This window comes from Enterobacter sp. R4-368 (assembly GCF_000410515.1).
GTDB lineage: Bacteria > Pseudomonadota > Gammaproteobacteria > Enterobacterales > Enterobacteriaceae > Kosakonia.
The window spans coordinates 1,932,879-1,948,994 of record NC_021500.1 but is presented as its reverse complement, the minus strand read 5'-3'; the positions used below and the strand labels follow the sequence as shown (position 1 = coordinate 1,948,994).

Below are 16,116 nucleotides of genomic sequence, written 5' to 3'. Positions count from 1 at the left end.
GGGCGCCTTTTTGCTGGCTATGATTTTTGTGGTTCGCGCGCCAGCAGGTAGAAACAGAGCAGACCGGCGCAAATACTCATGTTTTTGGTGAATTGAATCACTTGTCCGGCTTGCTGGGGGCCACTTGCCGCCCAGAATTGATGGAACATAATACTGGTGAGAAAAATATAGAAGATCCACAACAGCGATATTTCTTTTACCCGATAACCAACAATAAATGCAATGCTGCCACCCAGCTCAATGGCAATGGCAAAAATAATCATCAGTCTGCCAATAAGCATATCGCCAAACGGCGTTTTTAACATGTTATCGGTGAAGTTGATTATTTTCCCGCTGCCGCTATATAAAAACAGCGGGGTGATTAAGATACGGGCAATGATAATAATAGTGTGGTTGTTCATGCGCGGTTCCTTGAATAAGAAAAAACCAATGAGTGGCCATGAGCAGTATATTGGCGGTACCCTGACGGCCGAATGACACCACTCTGTCAAAACTGTCAGGGAGTAGCTGACGCTATTTATTTAGCGCCAGCGTAAAGCCAAAGGTATTTTCGCCGTTCTGGCTGGTGGCAAAGACATCACCGCCATGCATTTGCGCCACCGCTTTGACAATCGACAGCCCAAGCCCGTGGTTGGTATCGCTTTGCGTTCTGGCGTGATCGGCGCGGTAAAAGCGCTCAAACAATCTTTCCAGATGGTGGCTTTCAATGGCATCGCCGTAATTTTTAACGCTCACCGTCGCATGCTGATCATTACGACTCAACGTGACCGTGACCTGGCTATTTTCGTAGGCGTAGCGGGCGCTGTTTTCCAGCAAATTGGCGAGCGAGCGGGTAAATAAGCGCCTGTCGACGCAGATCGTCACATCACCTTCGATCAGTAATTGCAAATGGCGATCGGTGAACGACGGTTCAGTATATTCAGCCGTTTTTAACGCCTCCTCGCGCAGCGACACTTCCGCAAGCTGCGCCGGATGTTTGCCGGTTTGCGCATGGGACAAGAACAGCATGTCGTTGACGATCGACGTCATGCGGTTTACCTCCTCAAGGTTTGATTCGAGGCAGGCTTCGAGTTCCTCATGGCTGCGTTTGCGCGAGAGGGCTAGCTGCGTCTGGCCGAGAATGCTTGAGAGCGGCGTTCTCAACTCGTGCGCCACATCGGCGTTAAAACTTTCCAGTTGTCGCCATGCAATTTGCTGGCGGGCGAGCACGCCGTTAAAGGCTTCCGCCAGACCCTGCAACTCCTGCGGGAGCGCAGTGGCGTCCAGCCGCTGGCCGTCAATCCCTGGCGCAAGTTCACGCGCCTGCTGGCTGAGGAGTTCCACCGGTTGCATTCCCTGGCGGGAGATAACAAAGCCTAAAAAAGTCACGAACAGCACGCCCATGGTGGTGATAAAAATCAGCACCTGGGTAAATTCATTCAGCGTGCCCATATACGGCGTAGAGTCGATAGAAACCACAAAATGCAGCGGCGTCACGCCATCGCGGTAGCGAATGGTTTTCGTCAGAATAAACAGCGGACACTGGTCGGTTTTTTCCCGGTTAATGCGGCTGAAGCCATCGGTAAGGGCGTTGAGATCGATCTCTTTTGGCGGCTCGCCACCCACTTGTAGCGCCGGATCGCTGCTTAAAATCCAGTAGTGAACACGCCCGCCTTCCGAGTTACTCAGGCTCATCAGCTTGGTTTTGAGTTCGTCGAGTTCATGGTGATTAAACTTGGAAACGATCAACGGCTCCACCAGCGAGTAGCGGAACATCAATTCGTTATGCATCTGTTTATTCAGTGATTCGCGCAGCGATTCCCGCAGGCAAAGCGCATAGGCGAGGGCAATACATAAGGTGACCACCGCAAACGTCAGCGCCAGTTTGCGGGAAATAGAACGTTTAAACATACGCACTCATTTTGCCGGGATCTTCGTCGCGATACTCAAGGATGTAACCCATGCCGCGCACGGTGTGCAGCAGCTTCTCTTCAAACGGGGAGTCGATTTTGGCGCGTAAACGTTTGATCGCGACTTCGACAATATTGGCGTCGCTTTCAAAGTTCATATCCCAGACCTGCTCGGCAATCATCATTTTCGACAGCACTTCCCCCTGGTGCCTGGCGAGCAGACTTAGCAGGGCAAACTCCTTTTGCGTCAGGTCGATGCGCGTACCGTTGCGGTACACTTTGCGCGCGAGCAGATCGAGCTGCAGGTTGTGGACCTGCAACTGTGAAATATCAAGCCCATCGGTCGGTCGGCGGCGCAGCAGCGCCTGAATGCGCGCCACCAGCTCAATCAGCGAAAACGGTTTGGTCAGGTAATCATCCGCGCCCAGTCGCAGCCCTTTAACCCGCTCATCAAGTGAACCGCGCGCGGAAAGCATCAGCACCGGCGTCTGTTTCAGTTTGCGCAGGCTGGTGATGACGGCATACCCGTCCATCGACGGCAGCATGACATCCAGGATAATGGCGTCGTAGTCCATCTCCGTTGCCAGGAATAACCCTTCGCGCCCGTCGGCGCAGACATCGACGTTGTAACCTTGCTCGCGAAGCGCGGTGTTGATGTAAGACGAAATTTTCTCTTCATCTTCGATTAAAAGGAGTTTCATGACCCAGGCCCTGATGATTACTTATAACTGACGTCAATAATATAAAGCGTTGCCGCTAACAATTGCCTGACCGTTAACTGACAATTTTGTAAGCAAAAGACGTTATAACGAATAAAATTCCCGCCTGGTGCGTTTACGGGATATCTGCAATCCGGAGAATCCATTTATGAAACGCATCATTCCAGCCATGATGATTGGCCTTTTAAGCGCGCCGGGAGCACAGGCGATGCCGCTCAGCTACCGTATCGCCACGCCGGCAACCACGGTTGCGCTCTCCTGGCACGCCTTTGGCGGCGTGTCACAGGCGCATCTTGACGGTGTAAGTGGCGACGTAACGCTGAATCCGGCGCAGGAGAGGGAGGATCGCATCAACGTGACGATCCCCGTTGCGACACTTATCGCCTCTAACAGCCTGCTGACTTACCAGTTGAAAAGCAGCCTGTTTTTTGACGCTGACCACTACCCGACAATCGCCTTTAGCAGTAGCCGGGTGGTGGATTTAGGCGACGGGCATTTCCGGATTTTTGGCTCCCTGGCGGTAAAAAATATTCGCCGCCCGGTGATCCTCGACGCCACGCTGCAAAAACAGGGCAGGGCGGATTCGGGACAACTGTCACTCCATGCCACCACCGCGATCTCCCGTTCGGCATTTAACATGGATAAGTTCGCCATGCTGGTGGACGACACGGTAACGATAAATATTGAAATCCATGCGCAGGCCCAGGCCCAGGCTCAAGCCCGCCAGCCAGCGTAAACCGTACCGGGCGCGACTTATGACAGCGCAGCGTGTAGCGCTTGCGCGTGTAGGGACAATTGGGGCGGTGGGTTTCGGCCTATCAGCACAAATTGATAACCGCGTTGTTGCCACCAGACGAGGTGCATATCGTGGCGATGTTCAGGCGTTAAGGCGCGCGTTTGGGCATGTCGTTCAGGCGAAATACACAGCGCCATCGGGCCATATTCCGCATCCATCCACGCGATTTGCGCAATCGAGGTGCTGTCATAACGCAGCATGCGCACCATCTTCAGTTCTGCGCCGGTCAGGGTAAGTTGCGCCACCTTCATGTTTAAGCCAATATCCTGCGCTGTGCGTGCCAGCCCGCGTTGCAATGCCGTGGGCGAGCTGTCTGCATCCAGCAGCGTTTCCGCGCTATACAGCGACATGTATTGCGCCTCAAGATCGCGGATTTTCTCGCTCTCATCACGCGCCAGCGCCAGTGGCCTTGCAAAATAGCCAAGCCCGCCGCCAATGACCAGAAAACTGAGCGACGCGGCAATCAGCGAACGGCGGCTGACGCCTGTGGATGAGCGGGGCGAAGAAGCCAGCAGCTCGTTCAACCGCGCCTGCATGCGCGCTTCGGGAGCCTCATGAAGCAGCGGTGCGAAGGCCTCGGCGAAATCCGCACGATCCTGTTTTAACGCCTCGGTACGGCTGGCGAGCTGTTCGTCTTGTGCAAGCTGGCTCTCAAATTGTTGCGCATCCGCTTCACTCATCTCGCCATCGAGCCAGGCGACAATCGCGTCATCCTGGTAGGGCGGTGTAAACATGCTGGGTTTCACGAGCGTTTCTCCTGGGGTTTTGGCGGCGTAGTGGCTTTTTTCGCCAGCGTCGCGCGTGCGCTCGCCAGCCGGCTCATGATCGTGCCGATAGGCACTGCGAGCGTGTCTGCCGCTTCCTGATAGGTAAACCCTTCGACATAAACCAGAAATACGGTATTGCGCTGCGCCTCCGGCAGCGCGCTGACGTGCTGCATAACTTTCGCGTAATGCCGCCGCGCGTCATCCAGGGCGTGGGTATCCGCCGCCAGCAGTTCATCACTCTCCACAAAACCTTGCCCCATCCGCACACGACGCGCGCGCAGATCGGAGATCCAGATCGAGTGCAGAATGGCGAACAGCCAGCTGTCTATGCGCGTGCCGGGGGTAAATTGCGCACTCTTTTCAAGTGCGCGAACGCAGGTCGACTGCACCAGTTCTTCGGCAACCTCGCGGTTGCGCGACAGAACCAGCCCATAGCGCCACAGGCGTGTCAGATGTGCAGCAAGTTGCTGGCGAACGTCACTGGTGGTGATTTTGCGCTCCTCGCACCGGTCGTCAGGACTCAGGGTGACCATTAATCGCCGCCTGCAAATCGCGATACTCTTCGCATTGCACACCGCAAAGCGTGGCGATGGTTTTCAGTTGCTCTTTTGCCAGATCCGGGCGGCCTTTCACCAGCCACGCTTCACCGAGATATTCCCGCACTTTCGCATACTGCGGGTTGAGCGCCAGCGAACGCTGATAATAGCCAATGCCTTCATCGGTGCGACCCAGTTTGCGCGTGGCGTAACCCCGGTAGTTCCAGGCTTCGGCGGTGTTGGCGTTTTTCAGCGTATCCAGCAGATTCAGCGCCGCCTGATACTCCCCTTTTTTCGCCAGATGATAAGCGTAATGGGTTTTATCGTCGTCGCTGAGGCGGCTGCTTTTTTCCGCCACACACTGTTTGAGCGTGCTGTCATAAACCTGCCCGCTCGGGCAGTCTGGCGTTTTACTGTTGGTATTATCGTCTCCGGCGGCGAAAACCTGCGCGGCAGGCAACAAAAATAGCGACAGCAACAGCGGGGCGAGCGTTTTCATTTTGAGTTCCTTCGGTAGCCTGAGTAGTGAGTTAACGCCGCAATGGCGATTTCTATTCGAAAAAAATCACGTTTCCCGCCAGGCGCTGCTGATGCTGGCGACATCACCGTTACGTCATACATCCGGTTTATAATTTGATACGGCGTGTCGCGGGAGTGTGAGTCTCTGATTCGGCGGAGGGTAAACCATGCGTGTTAGCGGGCAGCAAGGTGAGTTAACGGCGTTAGCGGTGGCGGGCAGCTATGTGGTGTTGCTGGGCTGGGATATGCCTGAGCAGCATATCCTCGCCGGTAATATTCTCGGTTTCGCCATTCAGCGCACGCGAAAAAGCGACGGGGAGGTTATCTGGCTAAACGGTATGAAAACCTTCGCCAGCGTCGAGCCGACTCCCGCGCCGGGCGTGCCGGTCTCCTCGTTCAGACACCCTTTCCAGACCTTTCAATGGTCTGATTACAGCGTTGCGCCCAACGCGGAATATCGCTACGAAATTGTCGCCATGCGCGGGCCTGCCGGGGCGTTAACGCCGGGCGATGCGGTGCAACTGACGGTACTAACCGAGCCGGTGGATAACGGCGAGCACGCGATTTTCTTCAACCGTGGAGCGATTGCCTCACAGGAGTATGCCCGGCGCTTTCATAATGCCAGCCCGGCGGAGATTGGCGATGCGGCCTGGAAGTGGCTGTCGCGTGGTCTGCTGGAAGGGCTGGAGCGGTTTATAGGCCAGGCTGATAAAGGTGATGAGCTGCACGGTGCCATTTTTGAATTCAAAAACAGCCGCATCTATGACGCGTTAAAAAGCGCTGCCGCGCGCGGCGTGACCGTGAGCGTGATTTACGACGGCGACTCGCAGCGTGAGTCCAATGAAAAACATCTGGCGCACAGCGGCATCGAGGCGCTGACGCACCCGCGCATCCACTCCGGTCGCTATATGCATAACAAGTTCTTTGTCTTGCGGCGCCAGGGTGTGTCGCAGCAGGTCTGGACCGGTTCCACTAATCTCAGCGAAAACGGCATTTTCGGTCACTCGAATAATGCGCACATCGTTCGCGATCCTCGCGTGGCGGAGCAGTACGAAACCTACTGGCAACTGCTGTTGCAGGATTTAACCCGCGCGCCAACGGCGAAAAAAGTCGAAACGATCACCGCCGCGCCGCCGGTTCCGTGGCGCGATGAAGTGAGTACCGTCTTTTCGCCGCGCACCTCGCTCACCGCGCTGGAGTGGTACGCCCAACTGGCCGCGGGCGCGCAACGCGCGTTGTTCGGCACTTTCGCTTTTGGCATGAACAAACTGTTTGTCCCCGCCTGGGATCGCGCTGACGAGGTGTTACGCTTCGCCTTGCTGGAGAAAAAAGGTTCCGGCAGTCAGTACAAGCAACAAGCGGCGGAAATCGACCGTATCCGCAAACATCCAAATGTCACCATCGCCGTTGGGCAGAACCTGGTGCTGAACGCCTTTGACCGCTGGCTGAAAGAGATCGAAAGCCCGGTAGAAGAGACGCACGTCACGTACATTCACACCAAATATTTGTTGATCGACCCGCTTGGCCCGGAGCCGATTGTGATTGTCGGTTCGGCGAATTTTTCCGCCGCGTCCACCGATACCAATGATGAAAACATGCTGGTGATCAAGGGCAACGCTGCCGTGGCAGATGTTTATCTTGGTGAGTTTATGCGTCTGTTCACCCACTATGCGTTTCGTGAATCGGTGGCGCGCTCGCAACAACGCATCGTTGCAGGCGCGGTGTCGCCAAAATACCTGTACGAAACCACGCAGTGGATTGATGCCGCATCCGGGTATTTTGTCGCCGGTAGCGACCGCGCCCTGCGTCGCCGCTACTTTTCCGGTCAGTAAGCGGCGGCAAAATGGTGGTGGCAGCAAATAATTGCCGGTGGCGATAGTTTCGCCGTCGGGCATTTTTTCCGCCTTTGTTCGGCAGGATAAAAAGAGAAATAACCGCTAATAAAGCGTACCGGCATGGCTATTTTGCTTAAGGTCGATAAAAAGCAATGTAATGCAGTGCTGGTTCTTCAGTGCGTGGATAACGGTGCCCTTTTAAACCCGCCTGGGTGGCGGGTTTAAAAGGGTAAAGTGTGAGTTTTACTGCTGGTGAGTAAATATCCGCTCGCCAATTTTTTGCGCCTCACGTAATAACGCTTCCGGTGTGCCGAAATCAGGCAGCATCAGCGTGGCATTGGTGAGCACAGGCGCGCCGCAATAATCAAAAATGCCGTGGGCGATCTGCGTCTTCCAGGATTGTGCATAGCCATGCTTTTCAAAGGTTTTCATGTCTGCGCCGCCCAGGGCGATAAGGTGGACAGGTAAATGCCCAAGTTTGCCGGAGACCTTGCCGTTTGCGCCCTCTTCATAGGCCCAGCCGTTGGAAAATACCCGGTCAATCCAGCCTTTTAACTGGCCGGGCATGGTCCACCAGTAAATGGGGAACACCAGCACCAGCGCATCGGCTTTCTCAAGGCGCGCCTGCTCGGCAAGCACATCGGCGGGCAGCGGCGCGCCTTCGGCAAAGGCGGTGTAATCTGCCGCATTAAACACCGGGTTAAAGCCTTCTTGCGTCAGATCGGCAAATTCTGCGCTATTTTCCCCGTTTTTTTCCGTTATCCCCTGTGCAACAGCTTTCGCCACGCTGTGGGTTAACGAGCTTGCTAAAGGGTGCGAAACCACGATTAACGCATGCATCTGAACCTCCTGGATTGCCATCCGCCGTTAACGGACGTAGTCTTATATACGAACAGTAACCTACCATTAGTAAGTTACTTTTGGTATATAAGTCTGTCAAGGGAGAAACATCATGGCGGAAACGCGTGTGCGTCAGCGCTTGTCGCGGGAAGATCGCTATTCGCAGCTTGTGGATGTCGCGTGGCACATTATTCGCGAAGAGGGCACCGAAGCGCTGACGCTCGGCCATCTGGCGGAGCTAGCCGGTGTCACAAAGCCAGTGGTGTACGGTCATTTCACCAGCCGTTCCGGGCTGCTGGCGGCGCTCTATCGCGAATATGATCAACGCCAGAACCGCAAAATGGATGATGCGCTGGCAAAGACCGCGCCGGAGCTTGCCGCGCGCGCGTCGGTTATCGCCACCGCTTATATTGAGTGCGTGCTGTTTCAGGGGCGCGAAATGCCAAGTTTACTGGCGGCGCTCGCCGGTACGCCGGAGCTGGAAACTATCCGCCGCGAATACGCCGTCGATTTCATCGGCAAGTGCCGCACTCTGTTTGCGCCATTTTGCGGTGAACCGCTGCGCGATGCGCCGCTGTGGGCCATGCTGGGTGCCGCCGAAGGGCTCGCCTGGGCGGCGGTGCAGGGGGCGATTAGCGAGTCGCAGGCGAAAGAGGAACTTTGTGCGGTCATCATCGCCATGGTTCGGGCGACGCTGCCGCGCGGCTAAAGCCGTTCTACCTGGCGCGCGCCTTGCATCAGGGAAGCAGGACTTTCCTGGAGCATACGCATGATAGCCAATTCATCGACCACCATCCGTTTCCTGCTCGCCTCGCGCCAGTGTGAGCTCAACAGCCTGCGTTATCTGCTGCAAAGCGGCGAACTGGTGGGCAAGATCAGCCAGCTTGTGCACATGCTGCAACGCGAGCGCGGAACCTCCAATATGTTCCTCTGCGCAAGCAAGGGGCAATTTGCTGATGAGTTGATCCTGCGCGAACAAGAGGTGGCGCAGGCACAAGCACCGCTGATGGCGCAACTCGACACGCTGGAGCAGCAGATTGCCGCGTTGCCGCAGGCCAGCCGTCTGTTCAGCCACGTCGCCAGTGTCGTGTACGCCCTGAGTTTGCTGCCTGCGTTACGCCAGCAAATCCGCCAGCGCACGCTGCGTTTACCGCAGGCGATGAGCTTCTTTAACGACATCATTCGCCATCTGTTGTCGCTGGTGTTTGAGCTGTCTGACACCGCCGCCGAACCGGCCATCTCCAGGCATTTGATCGCCATGTTCAGCTTTATGCAGGGCAAAGAGTACGCAGGCCAGGAGCGGGCGACCGGTGCGGCGGCCTTTGCCGCTGGTACATTCAGTGAAGAGACGCAGCAGAAATTGCTCAGCCTGATTGAACGCCAGGAGCGCTGTTTCGCCACCTTCGCCGATTTCGCCGACGATGAACACCGCCTGCGCTGGCAGCAGATGGCGACCGACAGCCAGTTTGAACGGCTACGGCGCATTGCCTGCACCGGGCGTGAGCTTTACGACGCCGACAGTTGCCTGCGCTGGTTTGCCCTTGCCACCCAGCGCATTGACGAGATGAAAACGCTGGAAGATGCGCTGGCGCAAACGCTGATGGCGCACTGCCGCGCACGCATTGCCGCCACCGAGCAGGCCAATAATGAGCAACTCGCCGATATCGAAAGCCTGATGCCCGCATACGAGAACGAAGAGAGCAGTTACTCGGTCTTTAGCGACGCCCACGGCTGGCTGGAGAGCGGTGGCGTTCGCCCGCAGCTTGGCCGTTCACTGCTGGTGCTGGTGCAGCAACAGTCGCGGCGCTTGCAGGCGCTGGACACTGAGCTTGCGGCACTGCGCGAAACGCTCAACGAGCGCAAGCAGATTGAGCGCGCGAAGAGCATGTTGATGCAGCACCGGCAAATCAGCGAAGAAGAGGCCTACAAAACCCTGCGGCGTATGGCGATGAACCAGAACAAAAAGCTGATAGAAATCGCCAGCGCCATGCTGGCGGTGGCCGATGTTTTTCAGGCTAACCCTTAAGGAGTAGCTGCACATTGCCAGTGCGAAAAGTGCCCTTCCGCAGTGCGCCGCGCTGGGTTGTTAGCGGCAATGTGCCGCGAAATCCGCCGCTTTCAATTCTGGCACAGCCTTTGCTTTAACCTTCCCGGACAGAAAAAATCACAACGCGCACCCGGCCAACGGCGGTCGGTTTAGCGTTAAGCGGACAACGGCGTCCATAAGCGTGCAGCTTTGCACAGGCTTATGGACGCCGTTTTTTTTGCATCCCACAACGGTGAGCAGCGCGAGGGTGGCATGAGTGATAACAACACGAAAGGTATGACGGTTTCCCGCCGTCAGTTTTTACTGGGCAGCGCGGCGCTGGGCGGCAGTCTGCTGGTGCCGGGCGTCATCAACCGCGCCTGGGCCGCCGGTTCTGACGCACCGGAGCTTAAAGAGATCCGCGTGGGCTTTATTCCGCTCACCGACTGCGCCTCGGTGGTAATGGCTGCGGTGAAAGGCTTCGACAAAAAATATGGCATCACCATTTTGCCGAGCAAAGAAGCCAACTGGGCATCGGTGCGCGACAAACTTCTTTCTGGTGAATTAAACGCCTCGCACATTCTCTACGGCCAGCTTTACGGTCTGCAAATGGGGCTTTCCGCGCCGCAAACCAATATGGCGGCGCTGATGACCCTCAACCAGAACGGGCAGGGGATCACGCTCGCTAACGCGCTGCACGAGGCGGGTGTCACCGATTTGCCCGCGCTGGCGAAGCATCTCGCCGCCAGTCCCGCAGGCACGTACACCTTTGCCCAGACCTTTCCGACCGGCACCCACGCCATGTGGCTCAACTACTGGCTGGCGAGCGCGGGTATTAACCCGCTCAACGACATCCGCAGCGTGGTGGTGCCACCGCCGCAAATGGTGATGAACATGAAAATTGGCAACATGGTCGGCTACTGCGTTGGCGAACCCTGGAACCAGCGCGCGATCAGCGATGGTATCGGTTTTACCGCCGCGACCAGCCAGGATATCTGGCCGGAACACCCGGAAAAAGTGCTCGGTACGCGCGCCGATTGGGTCGAAAAGAACCCCAACAGCGCCCGCGCGCTGACCGCCGCGATCCTGGAAGCCTCACGCTGGATTGACGCCTCGGACGATAACCGCCGCGAAACGGCGAAGGTGATTGCCGGGCGCGCTTATCTCAACACGAAAGAAGAGACCATCGTTGGCCGCATGCTCGGCCAGTACGACAACGGCATTGGCAAAAGCTGGAAAGATCAGCACGCGATGCGCTTCTTCCACGATGGCTCGGTCAACTACCCGTGGCTCTCTGATGGCATGTGGTTCCTTACCCAGCACAAGCGCTGGGGACTGCTCGACAGCGACCCGGACTATCTCGCCATCGCCCGCCAGGTGAACCGCATTGATATCTACAAACAGGCCGCCGCCAGCGTGGGCAATGTTTCGCTGCCGGACAGCGATATGCGCAGCAGCGTGTTGATGGATGGCGTTCGCTGGGACGGCAGTAACCCTGCCGCCTACGCCAACGGCTTTAGCGTAAAAAAATGAGAGGTCGCTGATGAAAAACCAGGCGCAAGTTATCCCGATCCCGCTGGACGAAGCGGCGAAAATTCCCCAGCAGGCAGAGATCGTTACGCTGCCCGCCAAAGTGCGTGTACGTCGCCGCCCGTCATTGTTTCGCCCGCTGATGCAGCGCGTGGTGCCTGCGCTGCTCGGCATCGGCCTGCTGCTCTGCCTGTGGCAGGTGGCGGCGCTGAACAGCAAAAACTTCCCCACGCCGTGGCAAACGTGGCTGGCGGCGCTGGAGATTTTCGCCGATCCGTTTTATGTCGCCGGGCCGAACGATCAGGGCATTGGCTGGAACGTGCTGGCCTCATTAGAGCGCGTGGCGACCGGTTTTGGCCTTGCCGCACTGGTCGGTATTCCCACCGGTTTTTTGATTGGCCGCTTTCGTTTTGTCGCCAGCATGCTCAACCCGCTCATCTCCCTGCTGCGCCCGGTCAGTCCACTGGCCTGGCTGCCAATAGGTTTGCTGCTGTTCCAGCGTGCGGAACCGGCCTCAAGCTGGACGATTTTCATCTGCTCCATCTGGCCGATGATCCTCAACACCGCCGAAGGCGTGCGGCAGATCCCGCAGGATTACCTGAATGTCGCGCGGGTTCTGAAACTTTCCGAGTTCGCCATCATGCGCAAAATCCTGCTGCCCGCCGCGCTGCCGGGCATCCTCACCGGCATGCGGTTATCGATTGGCATCGCCTGGCTGGTGATTGTGGCGGCAGAAATGCTGACCGGCGGTATCGGCATCGGTTTCTGGATCTGGAACGAGTGGAACAACCTGAATGTGGAACACATCATCATCGCCATTGTGGTGATTGGCGTGGTCGGCCTGCTGCTCGAACAGGCGCTGATGTGGATTGCTAACCGTTTTAACTACACCAACCGCTAGGGGGCTCTGATGCGTACCAATCCGATTATCCAGGTTCAGCAGGTGAGCCAGCGTTTTAACACCAGCAGCGGCGAGTTTCTGGCGCTTGATAACGTTAGCTTTGACATTCACCCCGGCGAAACCCTCAGCCTGATTGGTCACTCCGGCTGCGGCAAATCCACACTGCTGAATTTGATTGCCGGGCTGACGCTACCCACCAGCGGCGGTCTGCTGTGCAACAACCGCGAAATCGACGGCCCTGGGCCGGAGCGCGGCGTGGTGTTTCAGAACCATTCGCTACTGCCGTGGTTGACGGCGTATGACAACGTCGGGCTGGCGGTGCGCCAGGTGTTTCGCGGCGAAATGAGCAAAGTGGAGATGCATGAATGGATCATGCACAACCTGGATCTGGTGCATATGTCCCACGCGTGGAATAAGCGCCCGCACGAGATCTCCGGCGGCATGAAGCAGCGTGTCGGCATTGCCCGCGCGCTGGCGATGAAACCGAGCGTCCTGCTGATGGATGAGCCTTTCGGCGCGCTCGACGCCTTAACCCGCGCTCATTTACAGGATGCGGTGATGGAGATCCAACAGCGCCTGCACACCACCATTGTGCTGATCACCCACGACGTGGATGAAGCGGTGCTGCTCTCTGACCGCGTGTTGATGATGACCAACGGCCCGGCGGCGAGTATTGGCGAAATCATGGCGGTGGAACTGGAGCGCCCGCGCTCGCGCGTTTCGCTGGCCGACGACGCGCAGTATCAGCGCTATCGCCAGCAAGTGCTGCATTTCCTGTATGAGAAACAGCCCAAAGCGGCCTGACCTCTCTTTCTCTTGCGCATTAAGGATCCAGGTTATGAAAAAGCCCGTTTTAGCGGTGATCGGCCACGGCATGGTGAGCCACTACTTTCTGCAACAGCTCGTGGAGCGCGAACTGCACCTGCATTACGACATCGTGGTGTTTGGCGAAGAGCGGCTGCCCGCTTATGACCGCGTGCATCTTTCGGAATATTTTGCCGGGCGCAGCGCGCAGTCGTTGTCGCTGGTAAGCGAGGGGTTCTTTGCCGATAACGGCATCACGCTGCACTGCGCGAGCAAAATTGTCGCTATCGACAGCCAGCAACGCTGCGTGCGCGATGCGCAGGGTGTGGAAACCCATTACGACACGCTGGTGCTCGCCACCGGTTCGTATGCTTTTGTACCGCCGATCAGCGGCAATACGCGCCCTGGCTGCCTGGTATACCGCACGCTCGACGATCTGGACGCCATCGCCGCGCAGGCGAAGAACGCGAAACGCGGCGTGGTGATTGGCGGCGGTTTGCTGGGGCTTGAGGCCGCCAACGCCCTGCGTCAGTTAGGGCTGGAAACCCACGTTGTTGAATTTGCGCCACGCCTGATGGCGGTGCAGCTCGACGAGGGCGGCGCCATGATGCTGCAACGCAAAATCGAAGCGCTTGGCGTGCAGGTTCACACCCGCAAAGAGACGCGGGAAATCATCGACGGCGAGCAGGCGCGCCACCGCCTCTGCTTTGCCGACGGCAGTTTTCTGGAAACTGATCTGCTGCTGTTCTCGGCGGGCATCCGCCCGCGCGATGAGCTGGCGGAAAGCGCTGGGCTGCAAAAAGGGCCGCGCGGCGGCATTGTTATCAACGATCACTGTCAGACTTCCGATGAAGCCATTTACGCTATTGGCGAGTGCGCGTTGTGGAACGGGCAGATTTTTGGTCTTGTCGCACCGGGCTACCAGATGGCACGCAGCGTGGCAGACAAGCTCGCGGCGCGCGACACACCGTTTACCGGCGCGGATATGAGCACCAAACTGAAATTGCTGGGCGTCGAGGTGGCCTCTATTGGCGACGCGCACGGCAAAACCGCCGGCAGCCAGAGTTACCAGTGGACCGATGGCCCGCGCGAAATCTACAAGAAAATTGTTGTCTCCGCCGATGGCAAACGGCTGCTCGGCGCGGTGCTAATTGGCGATAGCGCCGATTACAGCCTGCTACTGCAAATGATGCTTAACGACATGCCGCTGCCCGCGCAGCCGCAAACGCTGATCCTGCCTGCGCTTTCCGGCGACGCGCCAAAAGGGCTGGGCGTGGCGGCGCTCGCCGCCAGCGCGCAAATCTGCTCCTGCCATAACGTCAGCAAAGGCGATATCGCCGCCGCCGTGGCGGGCGGTTGCAGCGAACTGGGAGCACTGAAAAGCTGCACCAAAGCGGGCACCGGCTGCGGCGGCTGCGTGCCGCTGCTGAAACAGGTGATGGAGCACGAGCTGCAACAGCTCGGCGTGGAGGTGAAAAAAGATATCTGCGAGCACTTTGCCTGGTCGCGCCAGGAGCTGTATCACCTGATCCGCCTGCATGATATTCGTACGTTTGACGCGCTGATTGCGCAGTTCGGCCAGGGGCACGGCTGCGAAGTATGCAAACCGCTGGTTGGTTCCATGCTCGCTTCGTGCTGGAACGACTACCTGCTTAAACCGCAGCACCTGCCATTGCAGGATACCAACGACCGTTTTTTTGCCAACATTCAAAAAGATGGCACCTACTCGGTGGTGCCGCGCATCCCGGCGGGCGAAATCACTCCACAGGGGCTTATCGCCATCGGCGAAGTAGCGCAGCGCTACAACCTCTACACCAAAATCACCGGCGGGCAGCGGGTGGATCTCTTTGGTGCACGGCTTGAGCAGTTGCCCGCGATTTGGGAGGAACTTATCGCCGCCGGGTTTGAAACCGGCCACGCTTACGGCAAATCCCTGCGCACGGTGAAATCCTGCGTCGGTTCCACCTGGTGCCGCTACGGCGTGCAGGATTCCACCGGCATGGCGATCGCGCTGGAGAACCGTTACAAGGGGCTGCGCTCGCCGCACAAAATCAAAATGGCGGTCTCCGGCTGTACCCGTGAATGCGCGGAAGCGCAGGGCAAAGACATTGGCGTAATTGCCACCGACAAAGGCTGGAACCTGTATGTTTGCGGCAACGGCGGTATGAAGCCGCGCCACGCCGATCTGTTTGCCAGCGATCTCGACAGCGAAGCGCTGATCCGCACCATCGACCGGGTGTTGATGTTCTACATCCGCACCGCCGACCGGCTACAGCGCACCAGCACCTGGCTGGACAACATGGAAGGCGGTCTGGACTACCTCAAACAGGTGGTACTGGAAGACAGTCTCAGTATTGGCGCTGAACTGGAGCGAGAAATGCAGCAGGTGGTCGACAGCTACCAGTGCGAGTGGAAAACCACCCTCGATAACCCGCAAAACCGTCTGCTGTTCCGGGGCTTCCTCAATAGCGATCAACCGGATGAAGCGGTGGTGATGGTGCCGGAGCGCGGGCAGATCCGCCCGGCAACGGCACAGGAAAAACCGCCTATGCAGAACCAGCCGCACACGGGGGATGGCGAGTGGCAGCAGATTGCCGCGCTGGCTGATATTCCGGCGAACGCCGGCATGGCCGCGCGTCTTGGCCAGCAGCAGATTGCCCTGTTTCACCTGCCTGATTGCGAGGAGCAAGTATTCGCGCTCGAAAACCATGAACCTGGCAGCCAGGCGAATGTGCTGGCGCGCGGGCTGGTGGGCGACGCAAGCGGTGAGCCGATGGTTATCTCCCCGCTGTATAAAAAGCGTTTTCGCCTGCGCGACGGGCAGAGCCTGGACGATGCCGGGCTGCGTCTGCGCGTCTGGCCGGTAAAAATCCTGCACGGGCAAATCTGGGTGCAGCACGCGCCCGCCGCGCAGAACACCTTGCCGGCAGTTGCCGAAGCGTCTTAAACAGATC

Annotated in this window: 15 protein-coding genes; 8 read left to right on the top strand and 7 right to left on the bottom strand. The window is 57.7% G+C overall.

The genetic code is table 11. The features are described 5' to 3' along the window. Positions 1–17: 17 nt before the first annotated feature. The 3 genes from H650_RS09170 to H650_RS09160 all read right to left on the bottom strand — a co-directional run bounded on the left by H650_RS09170 (position 18) and on the right by H650_RS09160 (position 2,590). Positions 18–401, bottom strand: a complete 384-nt coding sequence (locus H650_RS09170) for a DoxX family membrane protein (protein WP_020454998.1) — start codon at positions 399–401, stop codon at positions 18–20. 112 nt (positions 402–513) lie between these two features. After that, positions 514–1,890 (bottom strand): heavy metal sensor histidine kinase, encoded by a 1,377-nt coding sequence (locus H650_RS09165; protein ID WP_020454997.1) that lies wholly within the window; start codon positions 1,888–1,890, stop codon positions 514–516. Continuing rightward, on the bottom strand, positions 1,883–2,590 hold the full coding sequence (locus H650_RS09160; RefSeq protein ID WP_020454996.1) for a heavy metal response regulator transcription factor: 708 nt from the start codon (positions 2,588–2,590) through the stop codon (positions 1,883–1,885). Before H650_RS09160 ends, H650_RS09165 begins: the two co-directional genes overlap by 8 nt. A 166-nt stretch (positions 2,591–2,756) precedes the next feature. Between H650_RS09160 and H650_RS09155 the strand changes: the two genes are divergently transcribed. Beyond that, positions 2,757–3,344: a YceI family protein gene (locus H650_RS09155; protein ID WP_020454995.1), complete on the top strand. Its 588-nt coding sequence runs from the start codon at positions 2,757–2,759 to the stop codon at positions 3,342–3,344. A 17-nt stretch (positions 3,345–3,361) separates the two neighbouring features. Here H650_RS09155 and H650_RS09150 read toward each other — a convergent pair whose 3' ends face one another. From H650_RS09150 to H650_RS09140, 3 genes are read right to left on the bottom strand one after another with little or no spacing between them, the layout of a single operon-like run. Next, complete coding sequence (locus H650_RS09150; protein WP_020454994.1) at positions 3,362–4,150, bottom strand: anti-sigma factor family protein; 789 nt, start codon at positions 4,148–4,150, stop codon at positions 3,362–3,364. After that, positions 4,147–4,704, bottom strand: a complete 558-nt coding sequence (locus H650_RS09145; RefSeq protein ID WP_020454993.1) for a sigma-70 family RNA polymerase sigma factor — start codon at positions 4,702–4,704, stop codon at positions 4,147–4,149. Before H650_RS09145 ends, H650_RS09150 begins: the two co-directional genes overlap by 4 nt. Then, positions 4,685–5,206 carry a tetratricopeptide repeat protein gene (locus H650_RS09140; RefSeq protein ID WP_020454992.1) on the bottom strand — a complete coding sequence of 174 codons (522 nt, stop codon included), beginning with the start codon at positions 5,204–5,206 and terminating at the stop codon, positions 4,685–4,687. The genes H650_RS09145 and H650_RS09140 overlap by 20 nt, the downstream gene beginning before the upstream one ends. 187 nt (positions 5,207–5,393) lie before the next feature. On the opposite strand from H650_RS09140, the gene H650_RS09135 reads away from it, so the two are divergent. Beyond that, positions 5,394–7,058 (top strand): phospholipase D-like domain-containing protein, encoded by a 1,665-nt coding sequence (locus H650_RS09135; RefSeq protein ID WP_020454991.1) that lies wholly within the window; start codon positions 5,394–5,396, stop codon positions 7,056–7,058. 246 nt (positions 7,059–7,304) lie between these two features. On the opposite strand, the gene H650_RS09130 is transcribed toward H650_RS09135, so the two are convergent. Then, positions 7,305–7,901 (bottom strand): NAD(P)H-dependent oxidoreductase, encoded by a 597-nt coding sequence (locus tag H650_RS09130; protein WP_020454990.1) that lies wholly within the window; start codon positions 7,899–7,901, stop codon positions 7,305–7,307. A 112-nt stretch (positions 7,902–8,013) separates the two neighbouring features. On the opposite strand from H650_RS09130, the gene H650_RS09125 reads away from it, so the two are divergent. The 6 genes from H650_RS09125 to nirB all read left to right on the top strand — a co-directional run bounded on the left by H650_RS09125 (position 8,014) and on the right by nirB (position 16,109). Further along, positions 8,014–8,610: a TetR/AcrR family transcriptional regulator gene (locus H650_RS09125; protein WP_020454989.1), complete on the top strand. Its 597-nt coding sequence runs from the start codon at positions 8,014–8,016 to the stop codon at positions 8,608–8,610. Between the two features lie 60 nt (positions 8,611–8,670). Further along, entirely contained in the window at positions 8,671–9,927 is a 1,257-nt protein-coding gene (locus H650_RS09120) for a nitrate regulatory protein (RefSeq protein WP_020454988.1), read from the top strand. 273 nt (positions 9,928–10,200) lie between these two features. Then, positions 10,201–11,460, top strand: a complete 1,260-nt coding sequence (locus tag H650_RS09115) for a CmpA/NrtA family ABC transporter substrate-binding protein (protein WP_044489718.1) — start codon at positions 10,201–10,203, stop codon at positions 11,458–11,460. A gap of 10 nt (positions 11,461–11,470) precedes the next feature. Further along, a complete protein-coding gene (gene ntrB, locus H650_RS09110) occupies positions 11,471–12,358 on the top strand; it encodes a nitrate ABC transporter permease (RefSeq protein ID WP_020454986.1) in 888 nt (295 codons plus the stop codon). Between the two features lie 9 nt (positions 12,359–12,367). Further along, positions 12,368–13,162: an ABC transporter ATP-binding protein gene (locus tag H650_RS09105; RefSeq protein ID WP_020454985.1), complete on the top strand. Its 795-nt coding sequence runs from the start codon at positions 12,368–12,370 to the stop codon at positions 13,160–13,162. A 34-nt stretch (positions 13,163–13,196) separates the two neighbouring features. Then, positions 13,197–16,109 carry a nitrite reductase large subunit NirB gene (gene nirB, locus H650_RS09100; protein ID WP_020454984.1) on the top strand — a complete coding sequence of 971 codons (2,913 nt, stop codon included), beginning with the start codon at positions 13,197–13,199 and terminating at the stop codon, positions 16,107–16,109. Positions 16,110–16,116 lie beyond the last annotated feature (7 nt).

What these genes read in the sequence shown, in the direction of transcription:
- H650_RS09170 (WP_020454998.1), bottom strand. Translation starts at nt 401, where the DNA reads ATGAACAACCACACTATTATTATCATTGCCCGTATCTTAATCACCCCG.
- H650_RS09165 (WP_020454997.1), bottom strand. Translation starts at nt 1,890, where the DNA reads ATGTTTAAACGTTCTATTTCCCGCAAACTGGCGCTGACGTTTGCGGTG.
- H650_RS09160 (WP_020454996.1), bottom strand. Translation starts at nt 2,590, where the DNA reads ATGAAACTCCTTTTAATCGAAGATGAAGAGAAAATTTCGTCTTACATC.
- H650_RS09155 (WP_020454995.1), top strand. Translation starts at nt 2,757, where the DNA reads ATGAAACGCATCATTCCAGCCATGATGATTGGCCTTTTAAGCGCGCCG.
- H650_RS09145 (WP_020454993.1), bottom strand. Translation starts at nt 4,704, where the DNA reads ATGGTCACCCTGAGTCCTGACGACCGGTGCGAGGAGCGCAAAATCACC.
- H650_RS09140 (WP_020454992.1), bottom strand. Translation starts at nt 5,206, where the DNA reads ATGAAAACGCTCGCCCCGCTGTTGCTGTCGCTATTTTTGTTGCCTGCC.
- H650_RS09135 (WP_020454991.1), top strand. Translation starts at nt 5,394, where the DNA reads ATGCGTGTTAGCGGGCAGCAAGGTGAGTTAACGGCGTTAGCGGTGGCG.
- H650_RS09130 (WP_020454990.1), bottom strand. Translation starts at nt 7,901, where the DNA reads ATGCATGCGTTAATCGTGGTTTCGCACCCTTTAGCAAGCTCGTTAACC.
- H650_RS09125 (WP_020454989.1), top strand. Translation starts at nt 8,014, where the DNA reads ATGGCGGAAACGCGTGTGCGTCAGCGCTTGTCGCGGGAAGATCGCTAT.
- H650_RS09120 (WP_020454988.1), top strand. Translation starts at nt 8,671, where the DNA reads ATGATAGCCAATTCATCGACCACCATCCGTTTCCTGCTCGCCTCGCGC.
- H650_RS09115 (WP_044489718.1), top strand. Translation starts at nt 10,201, where the DNA reads ATGAGTGATAACAACACGAAAGGTATGACGGTTTCCCGCCGTCAGTTT.
- ntrB (WP_020454986.1), top strand. Translation starts at nt 11,471, where the DNA reads ATGAAAAACCAGGCGCAAGTTATCCCGATCCCGCTGGACGAAGCGGCG.
- H650_RS09105 (WP_020454985.1), top strand. Translation starts at nt 12,368, where the DNA reads ATGCGTACCAATCCGATTATCCAGGTTCAGCAGGTGAGCCAGCGTTTT.
- nirB (WP_020454984.1), top strand. Translation starts at nt 13,197, where the DNA reads ATGAAAAAGCCCGTTTTAGCGGTGATCGGCCACGGCATGGTGAGCCAC.